Genomic DNA, 21575 nt, shown 5'->3' on the forward strand with positions numbered 1-21575 from the left:
AGAACTTGAGGCGAAACATTATGCAGTTAATTATAAATATAGAAAGAGGGTATACATTTGATTAAACTAATTAAGCAAGGCATAGATAAAATGTTGTACTGGGAAGTATGGGAAGAAGATAAGAAAACTTTAATTGTACATTGCGGCTGTGTTGGTGATACAGGTGAAATGTATGAAATAGAACTGTATCCATTTCAACGTGTTGAAAAAGAAATGAAAGAGTTAGCAGATGAACATTTGGCGGATGGTTATAAGGAACTCGATGAGGAAGAATTGATAGAATTTGTTTTACAATATCATTATAAAGACAATCAGTTGGAAGCAGCGTTGGAAAAACGACAACAAGTTCAAGAGATTATGGATGAAGCATTGGGGTGGTCTGGAAATGGCCATTGTGATGGTGGAGATATTGGTAGTGGGACAATTAACATATTTAACTTTGTAATTGACGTTGATAAAGCGTTGAAAACAATTCTAGATGAATTAGAAAATCAGCAGTTGTTAGATGGTGTGAAGATTGCCTATGTAAACGATGAGGAAGATTATATACAGGTGTATCCTAGTGAAGGTGAATTTAATTTAATATAAAGCATTAATTAAATTTAAAAAGTGTATGAATTCATGTAGAAAAATAGAGAGAAGATTGATATAAGATAGACTTGATATGGAAGTGCATCTCTAATTGTCGAGAAATCAACAGTTAGGGGTGCATTTTCTTTTTAAATGTAGTATCTGGCCAAACACGTATCACTCACAAAACAAGGTGAAAGCAATGCCTTCACAACATATAAGTACAATGAGGATAATCGTCGTATTGAAAAGAATGTAAATGGCCAAGTAACATGTTACTTCTATGATGGAGACAGTATTAACCCGTTATACGAGACGGATGGTAGTGGAACTGTACTTCGTCAATATGTATACTCAACAAGTGGCGCGCGTCTAGCGATGAAATCAAAAGGACAAACGTTATACTACCACTACAACCCTCGTGGTGATGTCATTGCGATGACAGATCAAAATAGAGAAGTTGTAGCAACGTATGAATATGATTCGTGGGGTAACGTATTAAAGAGCGACGCAAAAGGTATCGCAGCAGATAATCCATTTGGATATGCGGGATACATGTATGATAAAGAGATTGGCATGTATTACTTGATTGCAAGATACTATAACCCAGACCATGGTGTGTTCTTATCGGTGGATCCTGATCCGGGTGATGAAGATGATCCGATTACAATGAATGGGTATACTTATGCGGATAATAATCCGGTTATGATGACGGATCCAGATGGTAAGTGGGCATGGTTAGTACCGGTTGCAATTGCAGGTGGAATGATAGCAGCTAGGTATGGTGCGAAATATGCAATCCGTGCTGGTGTTAAATATGGTAAACAGGCAGGGAAGTGGGTAGGCAACAAGGTAAAGGCAGCTTATAATAATTATAAACACTCTAGGGCTGTGAACAAAGAATTAAAAAATATAGGGAAGCAAACTAATAAAGTACAGCATATTTTAGCTCCAAAGCACAATTGGAATAAAGTTACAAAAAAACCAGGTGATTTTAAATCTGTTTCTAAAGTTATGGGGAAGGTAATGAGGAAAGGAAAGGAAACTCCATATAAAAAATCAAGTTATCAAAGGACTATGAAGGTGAAAGGACAACAAGTAACGGTTACGTATGCTAAAAAGAACGGGAAGATATATATATCAAATGGGTGGGTAAAATAATGAATGATTTGTTAAAAGATGCAATTTATCGAGGAGACATTGGAAATGCGATAGCATATGCAAATAAAATAAGTATTGAGGAATTAGAGGATTTATTAATAGAATGGTCTTTTAATGAACCCAATATTATTATATACACTTTCTTGACTAGTTATTTAGAGAGTCGAAATGATGCTAGATTACATTCACTAGCATCAGATATTTTATGTCATCCACTATGTCATTTAGAGGGGGCATACCTAGCTGCTTTTTATCATGCAAAGAAGTGTATCGAATTGGAGCCTAATAATATGCAATATAGGGAGTTTTTATTGTTTTTTGCTAGTGTTCCAGATGATGTTTTTGAAGAAAAATCAGCTATGAATTGGGCAAAGGATATATTAAAAGATGACCCAAACAATGAGGTAGCTAAAAATTATATTGAAGAAAATTTATGAACAATGGATAGTAAATTCGTTATTTGAATTGTAGATATATGATGTAGAAGAAGTGAAAGAGGAAAAATAAACAGAGAAGTAATTGAAAGAGAGAAGAGCTAAATTAGCCTCTTCTCTCTTTGTGTATACATTAATTTTTATTGATTATAAAATCATAAGAAGAAACGCTATACTATCATTACAACCTTCGTGGTGATGTAGTTACGATGACAAATCAAAATAAAGAAGTTGTAGCAACGTATGAATATGATTCGTGGGGTAACGTATTAAAGAGCGAAGTAAAAGGTATCGCAGCAGATAATCCATTTGGATATGCTGGATACATGTATGATAAAGAAATTGGTATGTATTATCTGATTGCACGTTATTATAACCCAGATCATGGTGTGTTCTTATCGGTAGATCCTGATCCAGGTGATGAAGATGATCCGGTTACAATGAATGGTTATACGTATGCAGATAATAATCCGGTGATGATGGTGGATCCGGATGGGCATGTTGCTTGGTGGGTTGGTAGTGCAGCAATTGGTGCTGGTTTTGGAGTAGCTAAATATTTATACCAAAACAGGAAAACTGGATATACTTGGAAAGGTGGTTTGAAAGCTGCAGGGAAAGGTGCTTTAACTGGCTTGATTGGTGGTGGTGTAGGGAGAGTGTTTGGGTTTATAACTCCTATGCAAGGGGGGATAAGAGTAGTGAAAAAAACTATTCAAGGAAGGGCGCTAATCCCGTTTAAACAAGTAGGACGTAACGTGTCTCGTTTTATTGGAAACCCGAAAAAACACTTTAAAAGGCTTCCAGGTGCACGATTAGAAAGGCTAGCTAAAGCGAAGAAGAATTCTACAAAAGCAAAGTTAATGCGTATTTCTAATGCGATAGGAAAGCGTAAATAAATTTAAGAAGGAGAATTTAGGATTGGTAGAGCTTTTAGAATATTTATTAATTTTGGGTTTGAATATGCTAGTAGCATCTATCGTATTTTTACAAGAGTACTGCATAGGTAGTATAAGACTGTTTCATTATAAGAGAATCTTTGCAATGATTCTAGTAATACGTTCATTGCTGAGCATATGGATCATTTACCCTACGGCAGCTACCCTGTTAGGGACGCTAAATATCTTAGTGATTCAATCAATTATATTACTTTGCCTTTGGGGGATTATGCAGTGTGTAAAGAAGTACGAGGGAAAGTGGTATATTACAATGATTGCACTTATTATTTATGGTCTTAGCTGTTATTTTCATATTATGTATGCGAAAACTGTATAGATAATTAGAGGGTATTTATAGTGGGACATGTGATAGTTATGATGGATGGAAAACGCAAGTTGTAGAGTGATAATAAAGAAGGACTATTCTAAATTGAATTTTAGATAGTCTTTTTTTATTGTAAAAATAGGTACGTGAATTACTGTTATTAAGCTAATGTGAAATAAATTAATATGCCATTTCATTTGTAAAAGAAAATAAGTATGATGAGTATAAACTTTGTATAGAAAAGCCAGCAGATTGGTGAGGACTAATTAATATTTCCTTTTATGACGAATATAACATTAGCAGATTACTTAGAATCGATAGAAGCATGGGGAGAAGATGAGAAAACTTTAATTTGTACATTGTGGATGTGTTGGTGATACAGGTGAAATGTATGAAATAGAACTTTATCCATTTCAACGTGTTGAAAAAGAAATGAAAGAGTTAGCAGATGAACAGTTGGCAGGTAGGTATAAGAAACTCGATGAGGAAGAATTGATAGCATTTGTTTTGCAATATGAGTATGCAGACGATCAGTTGGAAGAAGCATTGGAAAAGCGCCATCAAGTTCAAGAGGTTATGGATGAAGCATTAGGGTGGTCTGGAAATGGACATTGTGATGGTGGAGACATTGGTAGCGGGACAATTAACATATTTATTTTTGTAATTGACGTTGATAAAGCGTTGTAAACAACGCTAGAGGAATTGAAAAATCAGCATTTGTTAGATGGTGTGAAGATTGCTTATGTGAACGATGAGGAAGATTATATACAGGTTTATCCTAGTGAAGAGGCATTTAATTTATTATAAATCTCTAAGTTGAGGTACAAAAATGTATGTATCAGGAGTAGGTATTTTTGAAGACGATTGATCTGAAAGAACGCATTCACCTCGTACATAAAAATATAGAAGTACCATCAAAAGATACAAATCCAATCGTGTCTGTAGCATGGGATGATTTGGATGATGTTATCGATGAATATTACGGATTAAAATAAAGGCGTTAAAATATAAAAAGTGCACCCAACAATTTGGGTGCATTTTCTCATAACCGTTATATATTCCTCCTTATCAACTCCCCAACTTGCGTCGCAACAAACGCAACATCACTATCAATTTCGTCTAACACGTAAGATTCCAAAATGCCCATTACAGCTGTTCCTAAAAATTTTAAGACAATATGTTTATCGATGTTTTTATTTACTGATGTGTTTGTGTTTAGTTTTTTCTCTATTTCACCCATAATGAAAGTTAGTAATTTTTTTTGAAATGATAAGGTGCTGTTACTGTTAAATAACGCCGCGAAAAATGGTTTGTGTTCTTTGAAGTATTCAAACCATATGATCGTTCCTTCTATAAACTCTTTGTTTTGCTTCTTGTAGCATATTTCTTTTAATTGGTCTAAATGATCGTCCACAATTTTATCTAATAAATTGTACTTATCTAGATAGTGTAAGTAAAAAGTTTTTCGCCCGATGTTTGCTTTTTCTGTAATGTTTTTTACTGTAATTTCGTCAAAACCATCTGTAATTAACATGTCTATAAATGCAGATTGAATGGCGTTTTGTGATTTTATAATTCTTCGATCGATTTTCTCCATATGGTGTTCCTCCGTTGTTGATACACATATTTCTGTATGTGTGTATTATCACCCAAATGTGTAAATGTGGTCATTGAAACAAGGTGCTACTCATTTTATTATAAATATACACGTGAGTAATAACTCTCACAAGTGTAAAATTAAAAATAAGATAAGGGTGGTTTTATATATGGCAGTTACGAAAAGAAATGTCCGTTTTTATGCAAGAGGATTACAAGTTGTAGGTATTTTAAATGTTCCTGTAGGTGCTGAGGAAAAGAAACAAAATGCAGCGATTGTTTGTGTGCATCCAGGTAGTAGCTGTAAAGATCAAACGGCAGGATTATATGCCGAGAAATTAGCAGAGCAAGGTTATGTAACGCTTGCGTTTGATGCATCGTATCAAGGTGAAAGTGAAGGTGCACCGAGATATATGGAAGAGCCAGCTGCGCGCGTTGAAGATATTCGCTCAGCGGTAGATTATTTGACTACTCTTTCTTATGTAGATGAAGAACGCATCGGTGTGTTAGGCGTTTGTGCGGGCGGTGGTTATGCGGTAAATGCCGCAATGACAGAGCGCCGCATTAAAGCAGTTGGCACAGTTGTTGGTGCAAATATTGGCCGATTAAATCGTGAAGCTGATCCAATTGGGGTGTTAGAGGCGATTGGTAAACAACGTACTGCTGAAGCACGCGGAGCAGAGAAAATGATTACAAATTGGATTCCTAAAAATCAGGAAGAGTTAGCGGCAGCAGGTATGACAGATATAGATATTGTAGAAGCAGTTGAGTATTACACAACGCCGCGAGGTCAAAGTGTGAATTCGCCAAATAAGTTAAACTTTACGAGTATGGGATCGGTAATTGGTTTTGATGCTTTCCATTTAGCAGATACGTTATTAACGCAGCCGCTGCAAATTATTGTCGGCAGTAAGCAAGGTGCATTCGGTTCTTATAAAGATGGTCATGAGCTTTATGAGAAAGCAGCTTCAGAGAAGAAAGACTTACTTGTTGTGGAAGGTGCGAGTCATTACGATTTATATGACCAACCAGAACCAGTAAAAATTACAGTTAAAAAATTAACAAGTTTCTATAACGAAAATCTGTAAAAGTAATGTTGTTTTGAATTGCACCTCTAATTGTTAGGTTTGCATCTAGCAGTTAGAGGTTTTTATTGTGAAGATTGCTGTGCTTAATATTTACGTTAAACGTGCATAACAAGATATAATAGAAGAAATGAATAAGGAGGCTAGTTGTGAAGAATCTTCGTTATCTCAATATATTTACGATATTAATTATATACACACTACTTATGTTTTACATTGGCTGGAACGGCTGGGTTTGGCTTCATGCGGTATTTGGCTGGGAGTCTTGGGGATATTACGCTTTCATAGTTGGCTTCATTTCGTATGCGTACATTCTCGTGCAAGTGTTTAAGTTTTTGCCTTTCCTACGAACGATAGGTTCAATTTGGTTTGCGGTTATACAATACGCGCTTATGTTATTGCCGTTAGCTAATATTACAGTCTTTCTTTTACAGTTTTCAGTGGAGAAAGAAGCGGCAATTATTTGGACAGGGGCGGCTGTGTTAGCTGCATTTATTTTTATCTTTGCGTACGGAGTATTTAATGCATATAGCCCGGTAGTAAGAAAGTATGAGGTGCACATTCCGAAAAAAGTAGAGGGACGTAAAAGCTTACGCATTGCGATGGCTTCTGATATGCATTTCGGTAAATTATCTGGCGTTTCGCATTTGAAAAGGCTTGTTCGTCATGTAAATGAAATGGAGCCTGATATTATTTTACTGCCAGGTGATATTATCGATGATCATCCAGGTGTGTTCATTCAAAAAAATATGGGACATATTATGAAACAAATGACAGCTCCACTAGGCGTATATGGTGTGTTAGGAAATCACGAATATTACGGACGAGCAGTTCCAGAATTTTTACAAGAGATGGATAAGATCGATATTCGTATTTTGTTAGATGAAGTGATCACCATTGAAGATGCCTTTTATCTCGTTGGAAGAAGAGATAAAACAGAACGAGACCGCCAAAGTTTTGAAAATCTTATGAGTACGGTAGATAAAACGATGCCAGTTATCGCAATGGATCACCAACCATTTGAGTTAAAACAAGCAGCGGATGCTGGCGTAGATTTACTATTATCCGGTCACACGCACCGCGGACAAATGGCACCAAACCATATTGTAACGAGAAGAATGTACGAACTAGACTGGGGATACGTACAAAAAGGTGCATTCCATGCAATTGTTTCTTCTGGATTTGGATTTTGGGGACCACCGCTTAGACTTGGTAGTAGGTCGGAGATTGTGCAGGTTGAGGTTACGTTTGAATAGGTGTTATGAAATAGAGAGCTGATGGCTCTCTATTTTTTCAATAAAAACAAATAACAATAAATACTTATGTTGGTGCTAATTTCATAAAAGAGATACGATTATAAGACTCGATTAAAATAAAGGGGGATTGTAAGTGATCATATCAGATGTACTATACGGAGAATTTGAAGTGGATCAAGTAGTAGAAGAATTAATTTTAAGTAAGTCTGTGCAAAGACTAAAGGGAATTCATCAAGCAGGCGCAAGTTACTTAATGAACGAGAAATGGAATGTAACGCGCTTTGATCATTCAGTTGGTGTTATGTTATTAGTGAAAAAACTAGGTGGTTCAGTAAAAGAACAGATTGCTGGTTTACTGCATGACGTATCGCATACTGCTTTTTCCCACGTGATTGATTACGTTTTTCATAATGAAGATGAAAGTTATCATGAAGAGATATTTAGTTCTGTTGTGAAAAACTCAGAAATTCCAGCGATTCTTGCGAAGTATGGTTATAACTATGAAGATATTTTGTTAGATGATTCGAAATGGACGTTACTCGAAAGGTCAGCACCAGAATTATGCGCAGACAGAGTGGATTATACATTACGAGATATGTATACATATGGGTATGTTTCTTTAGAAGAAGTTCACAGTTTTTTAGAAGATGTCATCGCTGTAGATGGGAAAATGGTTGTTCAAAGTGTCGAAATGGCAGAATGGTTTACAGAAACGTATTACAAGGAAGTAATCGATTTCTTTATGGAACCAATGAATATTTACGGAAATGATATGTTAGCGAAAACGTTAAAGGTAGCTCTTCATAAAAGGATTATTCATGCAGATGATTTTCTTCTTGAAGATGAGGAGCTTATTTCGAAATTGCAACAATGTAATGACCCCGAAGTAGAAGCTTTATTAAGCAAAGTTCATCGAAATGTAAAAGTAAAAGAAGATAGAAACGATTATGATTTACATCAGAAAAATAAAGTGCGTCTTATTGATCCGCCGTTACTTCGTGAAGGAAAAATCGTTCAGTCGTCTGTTGTGTCAGAAAACATAAGACAGATGAGTGATATTGCTTATGAAAAAGCGGTGAGAGGGATGTATGTGAAATTGATTTCGGAATAAAAAAGAAGTAGCGCATCTTTTTTAGAGCGCTACTTCTTTTTTATTAATGATCAAACCAATTCCAAATCTCAATATCTCCAAGAGTCGCATAACGTACGTGCGGGGAGTTTTGTAATTTTAATAACTCTTTCGATGGGCCAGTAATAACAATTCCGTATACTTTTACACCGTTATCCTTTACATATTGATAACGTTTATCTAAGTTTAGTTCTTTCTCAGAAAGCGCTGCTATTTTGCTTACCGTTTTTTTATGGATAGAAAGGACGCGCATCATTTCGGTTACTTTGTCTTCTTGCGTTTTCTGCCCGTCAGTTTCATTATCGAGGAATCTTACATGTTCTGGAAACCCTATAGCTTCTCCGCCATGTAGGATATAGTCATCTACATTTTTTCTTTCTTGTCCTGTATCTAAAGCGTACCATACAGGAGTTGGAGGGAGTTCTTGTGCCTCGAATATGCTATATAAAAGCGGTTCTAATTCTTTTAAAGTGTAAGCTTTATCAAAAGAAATTGCTACTTCTGCAACGGTTCCATCATGTACTTTTGCAAGTGTATCCCATACTTTTTTTGATGAATCCTTTAAATAATCACCCTGCTCTGTTTTTGGATGAACAAAGAAGAGTTTTGGTTGATAGAACGGATTCATCCAAGTTTGCTTCGTGATATCTACAGATGATAAGAAGCTTTTTGTTTCTATTGTACCGAGGGGCATTTCTTTTTTACCGACGGTTCTTACTAAATCAAATTGGCTATTCGTACGGAAAAAAGCTTCTACACTTGTTCCGCCTCCCATAACGCGGCTATTTGGGATAGTTGCTTCAAGTGCAAGAGAAGGAACCTCTCTAATTTCTTTTAGCCTTTTATCATTATTAGCTTGAAAATAAAAGGCTGATAATACCCCGCCGATTATATAGATAACGATGCAAATTGATAATATAAAACCAAACGTTTGTAAACGATGTTTCCACTTAATTCTCCAAAAAGGAATTTTAAGATCTTTTGGAGGTAACTTTTTCTTAATTGGTTCTGTTTTTGTTAACAGCTCATCTAAGTAAGCTTCACACTCTTCACATGACTCAATATGACTTTCTAACAGTTCTTGTTCATCATGCGTGAGCGTTCCATTTTCATACTTCTTCCATAGTTTTTTAAATTCTGCACAGCCCATCTGTATCACTCCTTTATGCTTTTTATTTCTTTTCGTCCCCTGTGTAATTCAATTTTCACTTTCGCTAATGAGAGACCAGTCATTTCTGCTATTTCCTTATAGGAGAATCCATAGTAATCTCGTAGTAGCAGGGCATTTCGTCGTTCGAGCGGAAGAATGGATAAACTTTCTAACCAACTAGCAATCTCAAATTTTACGAAATATGCATGTTCTGTACTTGGAACGTTTGGTAAATGGAGTTCTGCAACTTCTGTTGTTTTATATTTCTTTTCTTTACGATACCAATCGATAAAGGCATTGTAGGCAATTGTAAATAACCACGGCCTAATTTCTTCGCCTTTGTAATAGTCAATATGGACGAGCATTCGGTAAAAGGTTTCTTGCATGAGATCTTCCGCATAGTGGGAATCTCCGGTTAGGGAGAGAAGATAGCGAAATAAATCTTGCATATGCTCGGAGTAAATGTCTTCTAATGATTGTTTGCGTTTCACTACATTTCCCTCCCTTCATACATAACAACGAAATACATATAAAAAAGTTACAATTTTTTATGGAATTATAGTAAAAAACGTCAAGAATTGGATAGGATTCTCTTTTATCATAATACATATAAGGCGGGTGAACAGAGATGGAAAGCTATGAAACACAAATTCAAAGGTCCATTGATTATATTGAGGAAGATGTAATGGAAAAACAGACGTTGCGTAATTTAGCGCGTATTGCAGGTTTTTCTGAGTCGCATTTTCATCGTGTATTCCAGGCATTAGTAGGTGATACAGTAATGGAGTATGTTCGGAAGAGGAGGTTAGCCCGGGCAGCGTATCAACTTTCTCATACGGATGAAAAAGTTATTGATATCGCATTTGAGCATGGCTTTCAATCTCACGAAACGTTCACGAGAGCCTTTAAGAAATTATTTCAAATGACACCGAGTGAATATCGAAAACAAGAAATTGAAACACCGATGTATTACAGCGTGAATGTAAAGCAAAGAAAATTAAATCCGTATTTAGGAGGCATACAAATGGAATATCGTATTGTAAATAAACCAGAATTTTTAATGGCAGGTTATGAACTGAAGACGACAAGTAAAGAAGGGAAAAACCATCAAGACATCCCAGCATTTTGGCAAGAATATTTACAAAAAGATCTTGGAACAACGATTCCGAATCGTAAAGATACGAGCCAATGGGTAGAGCTTGGATTATGTACTGATTTTAATTTAGAAACAGGGGACTTCACTTATATTATTGGAATGGAAGTTACAGACTTTGAAAATGTACCAAATGAAATTGCAAAGCGTACTTTCCCTGCAGCAACATATGCAGTATTTACAACGCCGAAAGTTCCTCATAAAGAAATGGTATCGTCTATTCACCAAACTTGGAATGCAGTATTCTCAGAATGGTTCCCGCATTCAGGATATGAACATTGCGGAGTTACAGAGTTTGAACTGTACGATGAGCGTTGCCACGAAGATAAGAGTGAGTTTGCACAAGTAGAGCTTTGGATACCGGTGAAGAAAAAATAATAGGGTAAGAGCGAATCATTGAGAGATGGTTCGCTTTTTTTATAAGTGGATTGTTAAATTTGTATTGTTTTATCTGTAATACATATGAAAATGGTAAAATAAAATAGCAATTAAATATTGCGGGTGGAAGGTTATGCCCTTTCTTCATTTGGTGAAGAAAGGAGGTGTAATCGTATGGAATTTCTTTTGCAAATTTTGTTGGGAATCACAAAAACTATAGCTAGAGAAGGTATAGTTTTGGGATTTAAGAAATTAACGGCAAAAAAGCGCAAAAAGAAGACCACCCGTCTGCCTGCGAAGCGTGGGAAGTCTTCTAAGCGCAAATAAGCTTTAGTTGCAACCTTCCACCTTACGGTAATTAGTTGCAGTGACGGGGTGTTGGAAGCACCTCGTCTACTTCATTTTATGCAAAACTTAGTTAGTTTATACTTCTATTTATAGTATAACAGTTTAGAAATGTATTTGTTAATAGTTTTATTTTTACTTTGTATAGTAGGGAGGTAGGTTAGTATTGTCGGTTTTTGTCGGTAAGTCGATATATCTAGAAAATCGCTGATATATTTTGAATTGCGCCGATATATTTCGAAAATCGCTGATATAATTCGAGTTGCGCTGATATATTCAAAAAATCGCTGATATAATTTCATATACCGCTAAAACACCTCAAAAAAAACGATCTGCATAATTTCAATTACCGCAAAACTCTCCCAGAAAAGAAAAAAAGACGCCACATAGCGTCTTTCCTACGAACGAAACGGAAAGACAAGAATAATCGTCGTTCCTTTTCCGAGTGCACTATCAACGGAAATTGTCCCGTTATGAGCATGAACGAGCTGTTTTGTAATGGCTAGGCCAAGTCCAGTTCCGATGTTGCTTTCTTCTGTGTTTGTTCCGCGGTAATATCGTTCAAATAGAAGTTCTTTCGTTTTTTCATCCATTCCTTTTCCATCATCTGAAATGGAGAGTGTAAAGGAATTAGCGTTTTGTGATAGTTTTACGATGACATTAGTCGTTTCGTTATTATGTTTTACAGCATTTACGAGTAAGTTTTCGATAATACGCTGAAACCATTTTTCTTCAATGAAATATTGAATTTTATTTGAGCTCGGTACGAATTCAATATTTTGATTTTGGAGTGTTGGATTGTTAATAAATTGCAATAATACTTTTTGAACGAACTGATTGATTTCAACGTTTACGTGCTGTGCAGGAAGGCTATTATTTTTTAATTGATACGTTAAGCTTAAATCATCAATTAATGTCGTCATATATTGAGATTTCTCTTTCATAACACTACCAAATTGCTGAATATCACGATCAGTCCAGTTATATTGATTCGATTCAAGTAATAATGCGTAGCCATATATAGAGCTAAGTGGTGTTTTTAAATCATGCGTTAGACCAGTAATCCATTCTTCTCGTGTTTGCTGGAGTACTTGCCTCATCGCATCATTTTTTTTGAGTGTAATAGAAAGGTGTTCTAGTGAACTTGTCACATCTCTAAACAAACGGAATGACCATTTTTCTTTACCAGATCGCCGGAACCTGACAGGTTTTCCTTTTTTACTAATAGGTTCTTCATACTTTCCACCAGCGATATTTTTAAGCCAGCGCATCGCATGTAATAACGGTTTCCCGAATTTATTACCGTACCAAATAGAAAGAATGACTAAATAAACAAATACGATAAGAAGGATTAATCCGCATCCGATGAGAAACTTCTTAGTAAATACATCTTCCATTTCATCATCTGGATAGTAGTGCTCATTTTTTGCAGTTACAACGAGAAGGTTGCCACTATTTGCATCGTAAAAGCTAGACGTGTTTTCTTTATGATTCCACGGTTCTTTTTCATTAAGGGCAATTTGTATTGCTGAAAATGTTTTTTTCTTTCCAGTTGGATAGGAAAAAACCTCTTCGCCATTTTGATTAAATATTTGAAGTGCTGCTTTTTCTTTAGACAGTAACTGTTTTTCTTGATCTGTTAATGTGAACGAATCCATCGTTAAAGAGGAATGATCCTTTTGAATTGCTGTCAGTAACGCATTGCTTTTTAACATACCACCATAAATAACAAGTACTTTCTTTTCTTCTAATTCAATTTCCCAATATGTAAATTTATAATTACTTTCGATATGATGTTGTATGTATGCGACTAAAGATGTCTTCGTATAAGCATTCGGAACATCATTTGGTGTATTAAAGTGGTAGAGGATTTTTCCGTTTTCATCTACAACTTGGAGCCAATCATTTTTCTCTTTTATTAAATCTTGCACTTCAGATTGTAATGAAATATGCCCATCTTCTGAAGAGATGTATCTTGAAATTGTAAAACTATCAGAATCTGGAATATTAGGTTCGTATAAAGTACTAGTAAGAAGAAAAATTAAATAAGTAAAAGCAGCAACTACAGCGATAAGTAATGTAACTAAAACAAAAACGTGTTGCATGATAAATTGAATAATAAGTCGTTTATTAAAATTCATATCGTCACCCTACTTTGTAACGAACTTATAACCAAGCCCGCGAACGGTTTTTATATATTCTGGTTTACTTGGATCGTGTTCAATTTTTTCACGTAGTTTTCGAATGTGGACCATAACAGTGTTGTCATCGCCATTATAGGCAGGTGCTCCCCAAACTTTTTCATATATTTCCTCTTTCGAAAATACGTAGTTTGGATTCTCGCAAAAGAAGAGTAGTAGTTGAAAGAGTTGAGCGGAACATTCGACAATATGCCCATCTACTGTTAGTTCTGCAGAGTGCTGATCAATTTCAAATCTTCCAAATGAAATCGAGTGTGATTTTTGCTCGTGTGGAACGGTTTGTTTCATATGTCTCCGAAGCTGTGCTTTCATGCGTGCTACTACTTCTAATGGATTAAAGGGCTTCGTAATATAATCATCCGCACCGTATGAAAATCCAGATATTTTATCTAAATCAGATGCTTTTGCTGATAGGAAGAAAATGGGACAATCTGTTTGTTGGCGAATGATTGGACAAATATCAAAACCAGATTGTCCAGGAAGCATTACATCTAAAATAATTAAATCGTAATTGTTTTCCTTAGTTAGAGATAAAGCTATTTCAGCTGATGTTGCAGTTGTAATATGAGAAAAACCTTCTTTTTCAAGAATGGTAGTTAGTAATTGTAAAATTGCAGTTTCATCATCAACGAGTAAAATATTTGCTTGGTACATAAACATCCCTCCTAATTTTCTCGAATATCATATCATCCTTTTGTAACTTATGGAATTTTTAAGGAAATTTTAAGGTTTTCTTTCGCAAAAAATTAAGAATCAAATGATATGATAAAAGTAACATAGGGGAGGAGATGAGTGTGAATCCGTTTCAAGTGATGCGAGCTAGATATTTTTTAATTGTATTTGCACTATTAATTTTAATAGCGAGAAGTAGTGGCGATTTGCTAACAAGTATATTTCATATACAAAATTCTTCTTTTATAAATACCCTTATATTCTATATCCTTCCGATGGTATGGATTTTTTATGAGTATAGAAAGCATCACATTTCATTTTCATTGTTTATTAATAAAAATGAAACATTTAACTTGGTGCAAGTTTTATACATTACGGTTATGTTATGCATGTTTAGTTACGGGTATCTTATTTTGTATATGTATAGTTTTGCATGGATTACACCGGACTTTATTATGAATGCCCTGCATGAACCGATTGTAGATAGTACTGGGGGATATGTATCTCAAGTCATTAGGGTCGTATTCATCGCACCAGTTATTGGGGAATTTGTTTTTCGCGGATTTTTACTTCAACGTTTTGCCACAAAATGGGGAACGAGCATAGCGACCATCGTTGTAGCAATATTGTTTGCGTTGTTACATGTTGATTTCCTCGGTGCAGCCATATTCAGCATCGTATTGTCGATTGTATATATTCGTACGAAAAGTTTACTCATGCCAATTGCAATACATATGTTAAACAATGCATTTGTAATAGGTGCGTCTTTTCTAATAAGTAGAGAAAAAATTATGAGTTTTGCCGATTTCTCAAATTATACGACATTCTTTCCTGGACTTATTATTTTTATAACAGGATTAAACTTAGTACTTATCTTTTTATTTGTTAATCGCAAGTATTGGAGTAAAGAAGTGCCAGTTATATATGCAGAGCAGGAAAAGAGCTTTTCAGATGTAGTCGGGAGTAAATAAGATGAAGAAGACGGTTGAAAAAATATTAAAAGATATTATAGATGCTACGTCTATCACAGATATGTGTGATAAAAGCTTTTGTCATTGGCTTCAACCTGTAGTAGATACGATTGTGTTTCCAGAGTATTACTTATTTTCTAGTACTCATTTAAAAGAAAATATTATTTCTCTTCTTATTGTGTTCGGGGTTTTACTAATATTTGGTCTAATTGTAGAAGAAATGATGAAGCGCATCTTCAGAAAGAATGAAGAGAAGTATATGTGGATTCATAAAGTATTCGAGAAAGTAATGGTGGCTTTCCTTTTGTTTTATGGTATAAAAACAATCATTTACTTTATAGCTTTGAAACATCATTAATTCGAAATTTGAAAGGGATGTATAAAATCATATGAATGAAACGATATCATCAAATAAGTTTTTTTATTTGATTTTGCTTAGTCTAGTGTTAATAACGACAGTGAATGTTATTTTGCGCTGGGAGGAAGCTTACTTTTTCATGTATTTAGCGCTTCATTTGTTGGGGATTTTATGTATAAGTGGTGGAGTCGTTACTGAAAAAAAGAGTGAAGAAAGCGTTAACTATATGTGTGTGATCGGTCTTGTTTTACTTTTAGCTGTACAGGGTATTATGAAATATAGTTCTTTCTCTTTACAAGATTTTAGTTTATTAATAGATGTACTTCCTTAAAGAGGCTTTTTATTTTATCTAAAAAGCAAGTAGGGTACGTGTTGGTTTGTAAGTGTGATCCTTATTACGGATTGTGAACCGAAGAAAGTGTTTAAAGATAGGTAAAACTCTTCTTATGTAGAAGAGTTTTTTTATGTAAATAAAAAGATCCAGAGCAATTCACATAATAAGCTTGTTCTAATTTAGCGTGTACGAACTTACAATAATAATAGACAGGCAGCATAGAGGAGGGAATAGCGTGAGGAAGGTTATCGGTTGGTCGCTTTTTTTGTACGTTGGATTTGCGTTACTTATATATTGGTATTTATTTGGATGGAATCATGAACTTATTCCGGACATGTATAAAGGAACGAGTGCAGATCCAGAAACGTTTATGAGTGCTAGAGAGCTTACGCTAAGCCAAGATTATTCGCGCGTGAAAAATTTACTATACTTTTTAGCGACGCCTCTTGAATGGATTATTTTATTATTTGTACTTGTGCTAGGTATTTCAAGAAAGTTTGAGAAATGGTCGAAGGAAACGACTAAAATAAGTGTTTTGCAAGTTGCAATTTATTTCTTTTATTTATCATTATTGACAACAGTGCTTGCCTTACCGATGCAATGGATTGGCCGGAAAGTGTCCGTTGATTACGGCATTTCAACACAAAGTACACAAAGCTGGATAAAAGATCATGTTATCGGTTTTTGGGAAAGTTATGCGACTATGTTAATCGTAGTTACCGTTCTATTATGGCTTATCCGTAAATTTCCGAAGAGATGGTGGCTAGCAGGATGGGCGCTCTCTGTTCCATTTACAATCTTTTTAACATTCATACAGCCTGTCGTTATTGATCCACTGTATAACGACTTCTCGACGCTGAAAAATAAAGAATTAGAAACGAAAATTTTAGCAATAGCAGACAAAGCGGACATTCCTGCTAAACACGTATATGAAGTAAATATGTCAGAAAAAACGAATGCATTAAATGCTTACGTAACAGGAATTGGCCCTAACGCCCGTATTGTAATGTGGGATACAACACTTAAGCAGTTAAAAGATAAAGAGATTTTATTTATAATGGCCCATGAAATGGGGCATTATGTTATGAAACATATATATTTTGGCGTTGCAAGTTATGTGTTGCTATCGTTTATAGGTATGTTTTTAATTAGTCGTATTATAAATATGTGTATTCGCAAATGGGGAGATACATTGCAAATTTCAAAAGTGGGATGTTTCTCCATTTTACCTTTATTTTTCTTAATTTCTTCTATACTCTCTTTTGCAGCACAACCAGCAACAAACTACGTTTCACGTATAGAAGAAAGAGCCGCAGATCAATATGCTTTAAATATGACGAAGGACGGGAAATCTGGTGTGAAAACTTTTCAATATTTATCAAAAACAAGTTTAAGCCAAGTAAATCCGCCTGCGTTAGTGAAATTTTTCTTATACACGCACCCACCAATTTTTGAAAGAATTCATACGTTTGAACAATATGAGAAACAAAGCAAAAAGGAGTAGCATGATAGCTACTTCTTTTTTTATAGAGATATAAGTTTCATATTGGGAATATTTATCATTGCTTTTTATTGTGATTTTGTAAATAATAAGCTATAAAATTCTAAAAATCTATATATAAAGGAATAAAGGTGAAAAAATGTATTTTTTACAAAATTTAAAAGTGAAATATAAATTATTGTCGCTTATTTCATTAGCAGTTTTAGGTATGGTAATTATAAGCAGTGTAGCAATTAGTTCTATTAATAAGATTAAGCATGATACAGAGGTTGTAGTAGATGATTATCAATATTCTGCAATTTTATTAGAAGGAATGCTTCGCACACAAAATTCACTAGAATATAATTTATTAGAATTAATTACGGCATCACAAAATGAAGTAGCAAATAAAGAGGGAATAATTAATAATATTGAAAAGGATCTTAAAAAATATGATTCTTTATTAAAAGAATATGATGATGGTTTTAATTTAAGTAAGCAAGAGGATGAACTGTTTCAGAAGATGAAGAAATCTTTACCAAGTTATAAAGATACATATAAAAAAATATTTGAAAAGGCGAAGGCAACAAACGAGCCACAAATGGTACATGAATTTCAGAAGGAATTAAAACCGAAGGGAATAGAGTTAGCTGGTTATGCAGTGGATCTAGAATCGTATGTTTCAAACTTAGCTGATCAAGTATTTAAAGATTCTCAAAAAATGATTGATCGATCCGTTATTACCTTTATCATTCTTGTAGTAGTTACTACAATCGTTATATGTATAGTAAGTTATATTATTAGCAAGCTTATAGTTGCTCCTTTACAAACGGTTAGTCGTATGATGGAAAGAGCGAAAGAAGGAGATTTAACCGTACATGGTGATTATACTGCTAAGGATGAATTAGGTGTATTAGTAAGTAATTTTAACGAGATGATTGCAGGGCTAAGAACAAATATGCAAGAAGTAGAGAATAATATTCAGCTTTTATTCCAACATGCAGACGGAGTAGTATCTGCATCAGAAGTATCTAGTAGTGCAGCGAAGAAAATCACTATGGATATTGAAGAAGTTGCAAATGGTGCAGAAAGTCAAATGCAAGCAATGGAACAAACTGCGGGTGCGATGGAAGAGTTGACACAAGGAATGCAGAGTATAGTCAATACATCATCCTCTGTAAATGAATTATCTGCTCAATCAGCATTAGATGCAGAGAATGGTAACAAATTAATGAAACAAATGATTCAACAGATGGATACAATCCAAAATTCGGTACATAGCGGTGTGAAACAAGTAGAGACTATGAAAGAACAATCAGAAGAAATTGTTAAAATCATTGATGTTATGCAAGGTATTACCTCCCAGATTAACTTATTAGCATTAAACGCCGCAATTGAGGCTGCACGTGCTGGTGAAAGTGGTAGAGGATTTGCAATTGTGGCAGATGAAGTGCGGAAATTAGCAGAACAATCTAGTGATTCTGCAAAACAAATTGAGAATCTTATTACTCAAGTTATGGGAACAACGAACCATACGGTACATATGATGGGGAAAGTAGATAATGAGGTACAGGCAGGTACACAAGTAGTAATGCATACCGAAAAAGTATTTGGAACAATTACAGAAAAAGTACAGCAAGTATCTGAGCAAATTCAAACGGTATCTATGTCTACAGATGAAATTGCAGCGAGTAGTGAGGAAATCTCGGCTTCTGCAGAAGACATGGCTCAAATTTCCCAAAGATCATCTGACCGAACTGATAGGGTAAAAGAGTCTATTCAACAGCAAGAAAAATCTGTTCAAAAGATTTCGGTTTCAATTGAACATATGCATAACGCAGCAGGAAAATTAAAACAAATAGTTGCCCAATTTACTCTTCAAAAGTAGTAGCATATTTGAGTGTTAATAAAGATAAAAAAATCATCCTCTTTTAAGAAAAAAGGATGATTTTTTTATCCCGTTATTTGCTGGGCAGTAAGACCCCCACCTCAAAATTCAGCGAAAAATGCTACCCTTGAAATATAAACTATCAATATAGTAGCCTCCATTAGGTATCTTCTTTAGGTGCCAATAAAGGGAAGTTATAAAGTGAAAAGGAGTTTATAAAGAAATTGTAGAATGTTTTAGTATATAACACCTTAGATGTAACAACTTCCTTTTTAAAAAAGAAAGAAGGAGGCATAAAGCAGAAAGGTAGTGGGAATATTTCTTCTAGAAGATTTGCATTTTATCTTACATTCACCAAAAAATAGTACTCCTGAAACAATGAAGTTCATTTTATTTGAATGAAATAGGGAGAGAGGATAATGAAGAAAAAAATATTGGGTGTAATGATGATTGCGACAATGGCAGTAGGTATATTTGCAGGGGCGAATGTGACACCTGTAAAAGCGGAAGAGTATCCACAAATGATTGTGTTTGAAGATGTTCCATACGGATTTTGGGCATATGATGCTATTATGGATTTAGGGTATCATAAAATTATATTAGGGTATGGAAACGGGAAGTATGGTGTTGGCGATCTTATAACACGTGAACAAGTAGCTGGGACTATTTACAGAACACTTGAGATAAAAGAAGAAGGGCCAGTAGCGAATCCATATAAAGATGTTTCTGATAGTACAACCACTTTTAAAAAGGAAATTTTAGCGTTAACAAAACGTGGGGTTTTTACAGGGGATGGCCAAGGGGATTTTAGGCCGAAAGCACCAATCTCTAGAGCGGAAATGGCTGTCATTTTAAAACGAGCATTTAATTTTGAAACGAAACAAAAACATACATTTAAAGATATTCCAAAAGGTCACTGGGCAGAAGATGCAATTAGTGCGTTACAATCTAATAATGTTGTGAGAGGAACTGGGAATGGCATGTATGAATTAAATCGCCCTGTACCTAGAGAACAATATGCTCAGTTTATTAATAATGCGATTATTAATTATCATTTGAAAGAGGATTGGAAGTAGAGTGAACTATGAAAGCACAAATAGAAATAGTTGTGCTTTTTTGTTTGTTTAAAAAGAATTATTATTCGTATTTATGTATTTTTATGGTTATACACAAGCTTTATAATCAACCCGATGAAAAAGACATGATGTGTAATATGATTCACAAAACCGTCACGAAATGTGTCGAAAAATATATTGTCTCTATACCATTTATTCTGTATATTTTTAAAAAAACATATGCATATTGGGGAGATAATTGGATGAGCAAAAAATTATTAAAAACAGCTACAGCATTAACAATTATGGGTGGGGTGTTATTCTCAGCAGAGAGTGATAGTGTAAAAGCGGAAAGTGCACCGTTGCAAAAAACAAATACAATTGTATTTCAAGATGTACCAAAAGGACATTGGGCATATGAGGCAATTCATGAATTAGCGGAGCAAGAAATCATTTTGGGATATGGTGATGGAATATTCGGTTTTGGGGATAATGTAACACGTGAGCAAGTTGCAGCTTTAATTTACCGTGTGTTTGATATGGAAGAACAAGATGAATATGAAAACCCATATGGAGATATCGATGAAAATTCAACAAGCTTTATCGAGGAGATATTGGCTTTAACGGAAATCGGAATTTTCCAGGGAGACGAGAATGGAAACTTTAGACCGAAGGCAACGTTATCGCGTGCGGAAATGGCACAAGTTCTTACGAATGCTTTTGACTTACAGGCAAAAGGATCTCATAACTTTAATGATGTTTCAGCAAATTCATGGGCAACGAATGCAATTAGTGCAGTACAAACAAATGGTATTACAATGGGAATCGGAGAAGGTAAATTCGGTCCGTCTATGAAGGTAACGAGAGAACAATACGCACAGTTTTTACATAGAGCAATATTGCATGATATGGAACAAGGGCAGTAATAAAGTTTAACTAGTCAAAGTGAAATTTAAAAATAATACAAAAAGGTCGTTGTTGTATAACAGCGGCCTTTTTTTTATAAAATAAAGCGCGAAAGAATGACGTTTTGAAAAAAAGTGAAATGAATTTTCAAAAAAAACTTCCTTTTCTGAAGATTTGTTATATAATATAAAAC

The 21575-nt window shown here is 34.8% G+C and carries 23 protein-coding genes and 3 pseudogenes; 21 read left to right on the forward strand and 5 right to left on the reverse strand.

All coding sequences use genetic code 11. The features are described 5' to 3' along the window. The first annotated feature begins 57 nt into the window (after positions 1–57). The 8 genes and pseudogenes from ACTFRH_RS02040 to ACTFRH_RS02075 all read left to right on the forward strand — a co-directional run bounded on the left by ACTFRH_RS02040 (position 58) and on the right by ACTFRH_RS02075 (position 4420). Positions 58–588 carry a hypothetical protein gene (locus tag ACTFRH_RS02040; RefSeq protein WP_046945933.1) on the forward strand — a complete coding sequence of 177 codons (531 nt, stop codon included), beginning with the start codon at positions 58–60 and terminating at the stop codon, positions 586–588. Between the two features lie 156 nt (positions 589–744). Further along, positions 745–1407, forward strand: a pseudogene (locus tag ACTFRH_RS02045) (RHS repeat-associated core domain-containing protein); the annotation flags it as partial. 54 nt (positions 1408–1461) lie between these two features. Beyond that, positions 1462–1731, forward strand: coding sequence for a polymorphic toxin type 35 domain-containing protein (locus ACTFRH_RS02050; RefSeq protein WP_332309765.1), 270 nt, complete (start codon positions 1462–1464; stop codon positions 1729–1731). Next, entirely contained in the window at positions 1731–2168 is a 438-nt protein-coding gene (locus ACTFRH_RS02055; protein WP_000998883.1) for a hypothetical protein, read from the forward strand. Before ACTFRH_RS02050 ends, ACTFRH_RS02055 begins: the two co-directional genes overlap by 1 nt. A gap of 206 nt (positions 2169–2374) precedes the next feature. Further along, positions 2375–3061, forward strand: coding sequence for an RHS repeat domain-containing protein (locus tag ACTFRH_RS02060; RefSeq protein ID WP_003300356.1), 687 nt, complete (start codon positions 2375–2377; stop codon positions 3059–3061). Positions 3062–3125: 64 nt separating this feature from the next. Further along, a complete protein-coding gene (locus tag ACTFRH_RS02065; RefSeq protein WP_074594671.1) occupies positions 3126–3437 on the forward strand; it encodes a hypothetical protein in 312 nt (103 codons plus the stop codon). Positions 3438–3706: 269 nt separating this feature from the next. After that, positions 3707–4232 (forward strand): annotated as a pseudogene (locus tag ACTFRH_RS02070) (hypothetical protein). A 47-nt stretch (positions 4233–4279) separates the two neighbouring features. Then, positions 4280–4420 (forward strand): hypothetical protein, encoded by a 141-nt coding sequence (locus tag ACTFRH_RS02075; RefSeq protein ID WP_000848278.1) that lies wholly within the window; start codon positions 4280–4282, stop codon positions 4418–4420. A 56-nt stretch (positions 4421–4476) separates the two neighbouring features. On the opposite strand, the gene ACTFRH_RS02080 is transcribed toward ACTFRH_RS02075, so the two are convergent. Continuing rightward, positions 4477–5022: a TetR/AcrR family transcriptional regulator C-terminal domain-containing protein gene (locus ACTFRH_RS02080; protein WP_000410990.1), complete on the reverse strand. Its 546-nt coding sequence runs from the start codon at positions 5020–5022 to the stop codon at positions 4477–4479. 169 nt (positions 5023–5191) lie between these two features. On the opposite strand from ACTFRH_RS02080, the gene ACTFRH_RS02085 reads away from it, so the two are divergent. The 3 genes from ACTFRH_RS02085 (at position 5192) to ACTFRH_RS02095 (ending at position 8473) form a co-directional block, all read left to right on the forward strand. Next, positions 5192–6109: an alpha/beta hydrolase gene (locus ACTFRH_RS02085; RefSeq protein ID WP_000301567.1), complete on the forward strand. Its 918-nt coding sequence runs from the start codon at positions 5192–5194 to the stop codon at positions 6107–6109. Positions 6110–6255: 146 nt separating this feature from the next. Beyond that, a complete protein-coding gene (locus ACTFRH_RS02090) occupies positions 6256–7362 on the forward strand; it encodes a metallophosphoesterase (RefSeq protein ID WP_000793742.1) in 1107 nt (368 codons plus the stop codon). A 133-nt stretch (positions 7363–7495) separates the two neighbouring features. After that, the gene (locus ACTFRH_RS02095; RefSeq protein ID WP_000587054.1) at positions 7496–8473 is read left to right on the forward strand and encodes an HD domain-containing protein; all 978 of its coding nucleotides are present in this window, start codon (positions 7496–7498) and stop codon (positions 8471–8473) included. 43 nt (positions 8474–8516) lie between these two features. Here the strand turns inward: ACTFRH_RS02095 and ACTFRH_RS02100 are convergent, their stop codons facing one another. Next, positions 8517–9641 (reverse strand): anti-sigma factor, encoded by a 1125-nt coding sequence (locus tag ACTFRH_RS02100; RefSeq protein ID WP_000501655.1) that lies wholly within the window; start codon positions 9639–9641, stop codon positions 8517–8519. Between the two features lie 5 nt (positions 9642–9646). Beyond that, positions 9647–10132, reverse strand: a complete 486-nt coding sequence (locus ACTFRH_RS02105; protein ID WP_000823983.1) for an RNA polymerase sigma factor — start codon at positions 10130–10132, stop codon at positions 9647–9649. Positions 10133–10269: 137 nt separating this feature from the next. Between ACTFRH_RS02105 and ACTFRH_RS02110 the strand changes: the two genes are divergently transcribed. Both ACTFRH_RS02110 and ACTFRH_RS02115 read left to right on the forward strand, forming a co-directional pair. After that, entirely contained in the window at positions 10270–11172 is a 903-nt protein-coding gene (locus ACTFRH_RS02110; RefSeq protein WP_000446844.1) for an AraC family transcriptional regulator, read from the forward strand. 174 nt (positions 11173–11346) lie between these two features. After that, a complete protein-coding gene (locus ACTFRH_RS02115; RefSeq protein ID WP_000394954.1) occupies positions 11347–11499 on the forward strand; it encodes a hypothetical protein in 153 nt (50 codons plus the stop codon). A gap of 416 nt (positions 11500–11915) precedes the next feature. Here the strand turns inward: ACTFRH_RS02115 and ACTFRH_RS02120 are convergent, their stop codons facing one another. After that, entirely contained in the window at positions 11916–13658 is a 1743-nt protein-coding gene (locus ACTFRH_RS02120; RefSeq protein ID WP_001010451.1) for a sensor histidine kinase, read from the reverse strand. A 9-nt stretch (positions 13659–13667) separates the two neighbouring features. Beyond that, the gene (locus tag ACTFRH_RS02125) at positions 13668–14372 is read right to left on the reverse strand and encodes a response regulator transcription factor (RefSeq protein WP_000283860.1); all 705 of its coding nucleotides are present in this window, start codon (positions 14370–14372) and stop codon (positions 13668–13670) included. A gap of 140 nt (positions 14373–14512) precedes the next feature. Here ACTFRH_RS02125 and ACTFRH_RS02130 point away from each other — a divergent pair, with 140 nt between their 5' ends. The 8 genes and pseudogenes from ACTFRH_RS02130 to ACTFRH_RS02165 all read left to right on the forward strand — a co-directional run bounded on the left by ACTFRH_RS02130 (position 14513) and on the right by ACTFRH_RS02165 (position 21402). After that, entirely contained in the window at positions 14513–15361 is an 849-nt protein-coding gene (locus tag ACTFRH_RS02130) for a CPBP family intramembrane glutamic endopeptidase (protein ID WP_001067990.1), read from the forward strand. Between the two features lies 1 nt (position 15362). Continuing rightward, a complete protein-coding gene (locus ACTFRH_RS02135; protein WP_000754328.1) occupies positions 15363–15719 on the forward strand; it encodes a hypothetical protein in 357 nt (118 codons plus the stop codon). A gap of 31 nt (positions 15720–15750) precedes the next feature. Continuing rightward, the gene (locus ACTFRH_RS02140; RefSeq protein ID WP_002163887.1) at positions 15751–16050 is read left to right on the forward strand and encodes a DUF2101 family protein; all 300 of its coding nucleotides are present in this window, start codon (positions 15751–15753) and stop codon (positions 16048–16050) included. A gap of 238 nt (positions 16051–16288) precedes the next feature. Then, positions 16289–17557 (forward strand): M48 family metallopeptidase, encoded by a 1269-nt coding sequence (locus ACTFRH_RS02145; protein ID WP_001233320.1) that lies wholly within the window; start codon positions 16289–16291, stop codon positions 17555–17557. Between the two features lie 136 nt (positions 17558–17693). Further along, positions 17694–18473: pseudogene (locus ACTFRH_RS02150) on the forward strand (MCP four helix bundle domain-containing protein); the annotation flags it as partial. A 156-nt stretch (positions 18474–18629) separates the two neighbouring features. Further along, a complete protein-coding gene (locus ACTFRH_RS02155) occupies positions 18630–19421 on the forward strand; it encodes a methyl-accepting chemotaxis protein (protein WP_440049317.1) in 792 nt (263 codons plus the stop codon). Between the two features lie 419 nt (positions 19422–19840). Further along, entirely contained in the window at positions 19841–20497 is a 657-nt protein-coding gene (locus ACTFRH_RS02160; protein ID WP_000727107.1) for an S-layer homology domain-containing protein, read from the forward strand. 137 nt (positions 20498–20634) lie between these two features. After that, positions 20635–21402, forward strand: coding sequence for an S-layer homology domain-containing protein (locus tag ACTFRH_RS02165; protein ID WP_116777462.1), 768 nt, complete (start codon positions 20635–20637; stop codon positions 21400–21402). The last annotated feature ends 173 nt before the right edge of the window (positions 21403–21575 follow it).

This window comes from Bacillus cereus group sp. MYBK216-1 (assembly GCF_051916495.1).
GTDB classification, from domain to species: Bacteria; Bacillota; Bacilli; order Bacillales; family Bacillaceae_G; genus Bacillus_A; species Bacillus_A thuringiensis_K.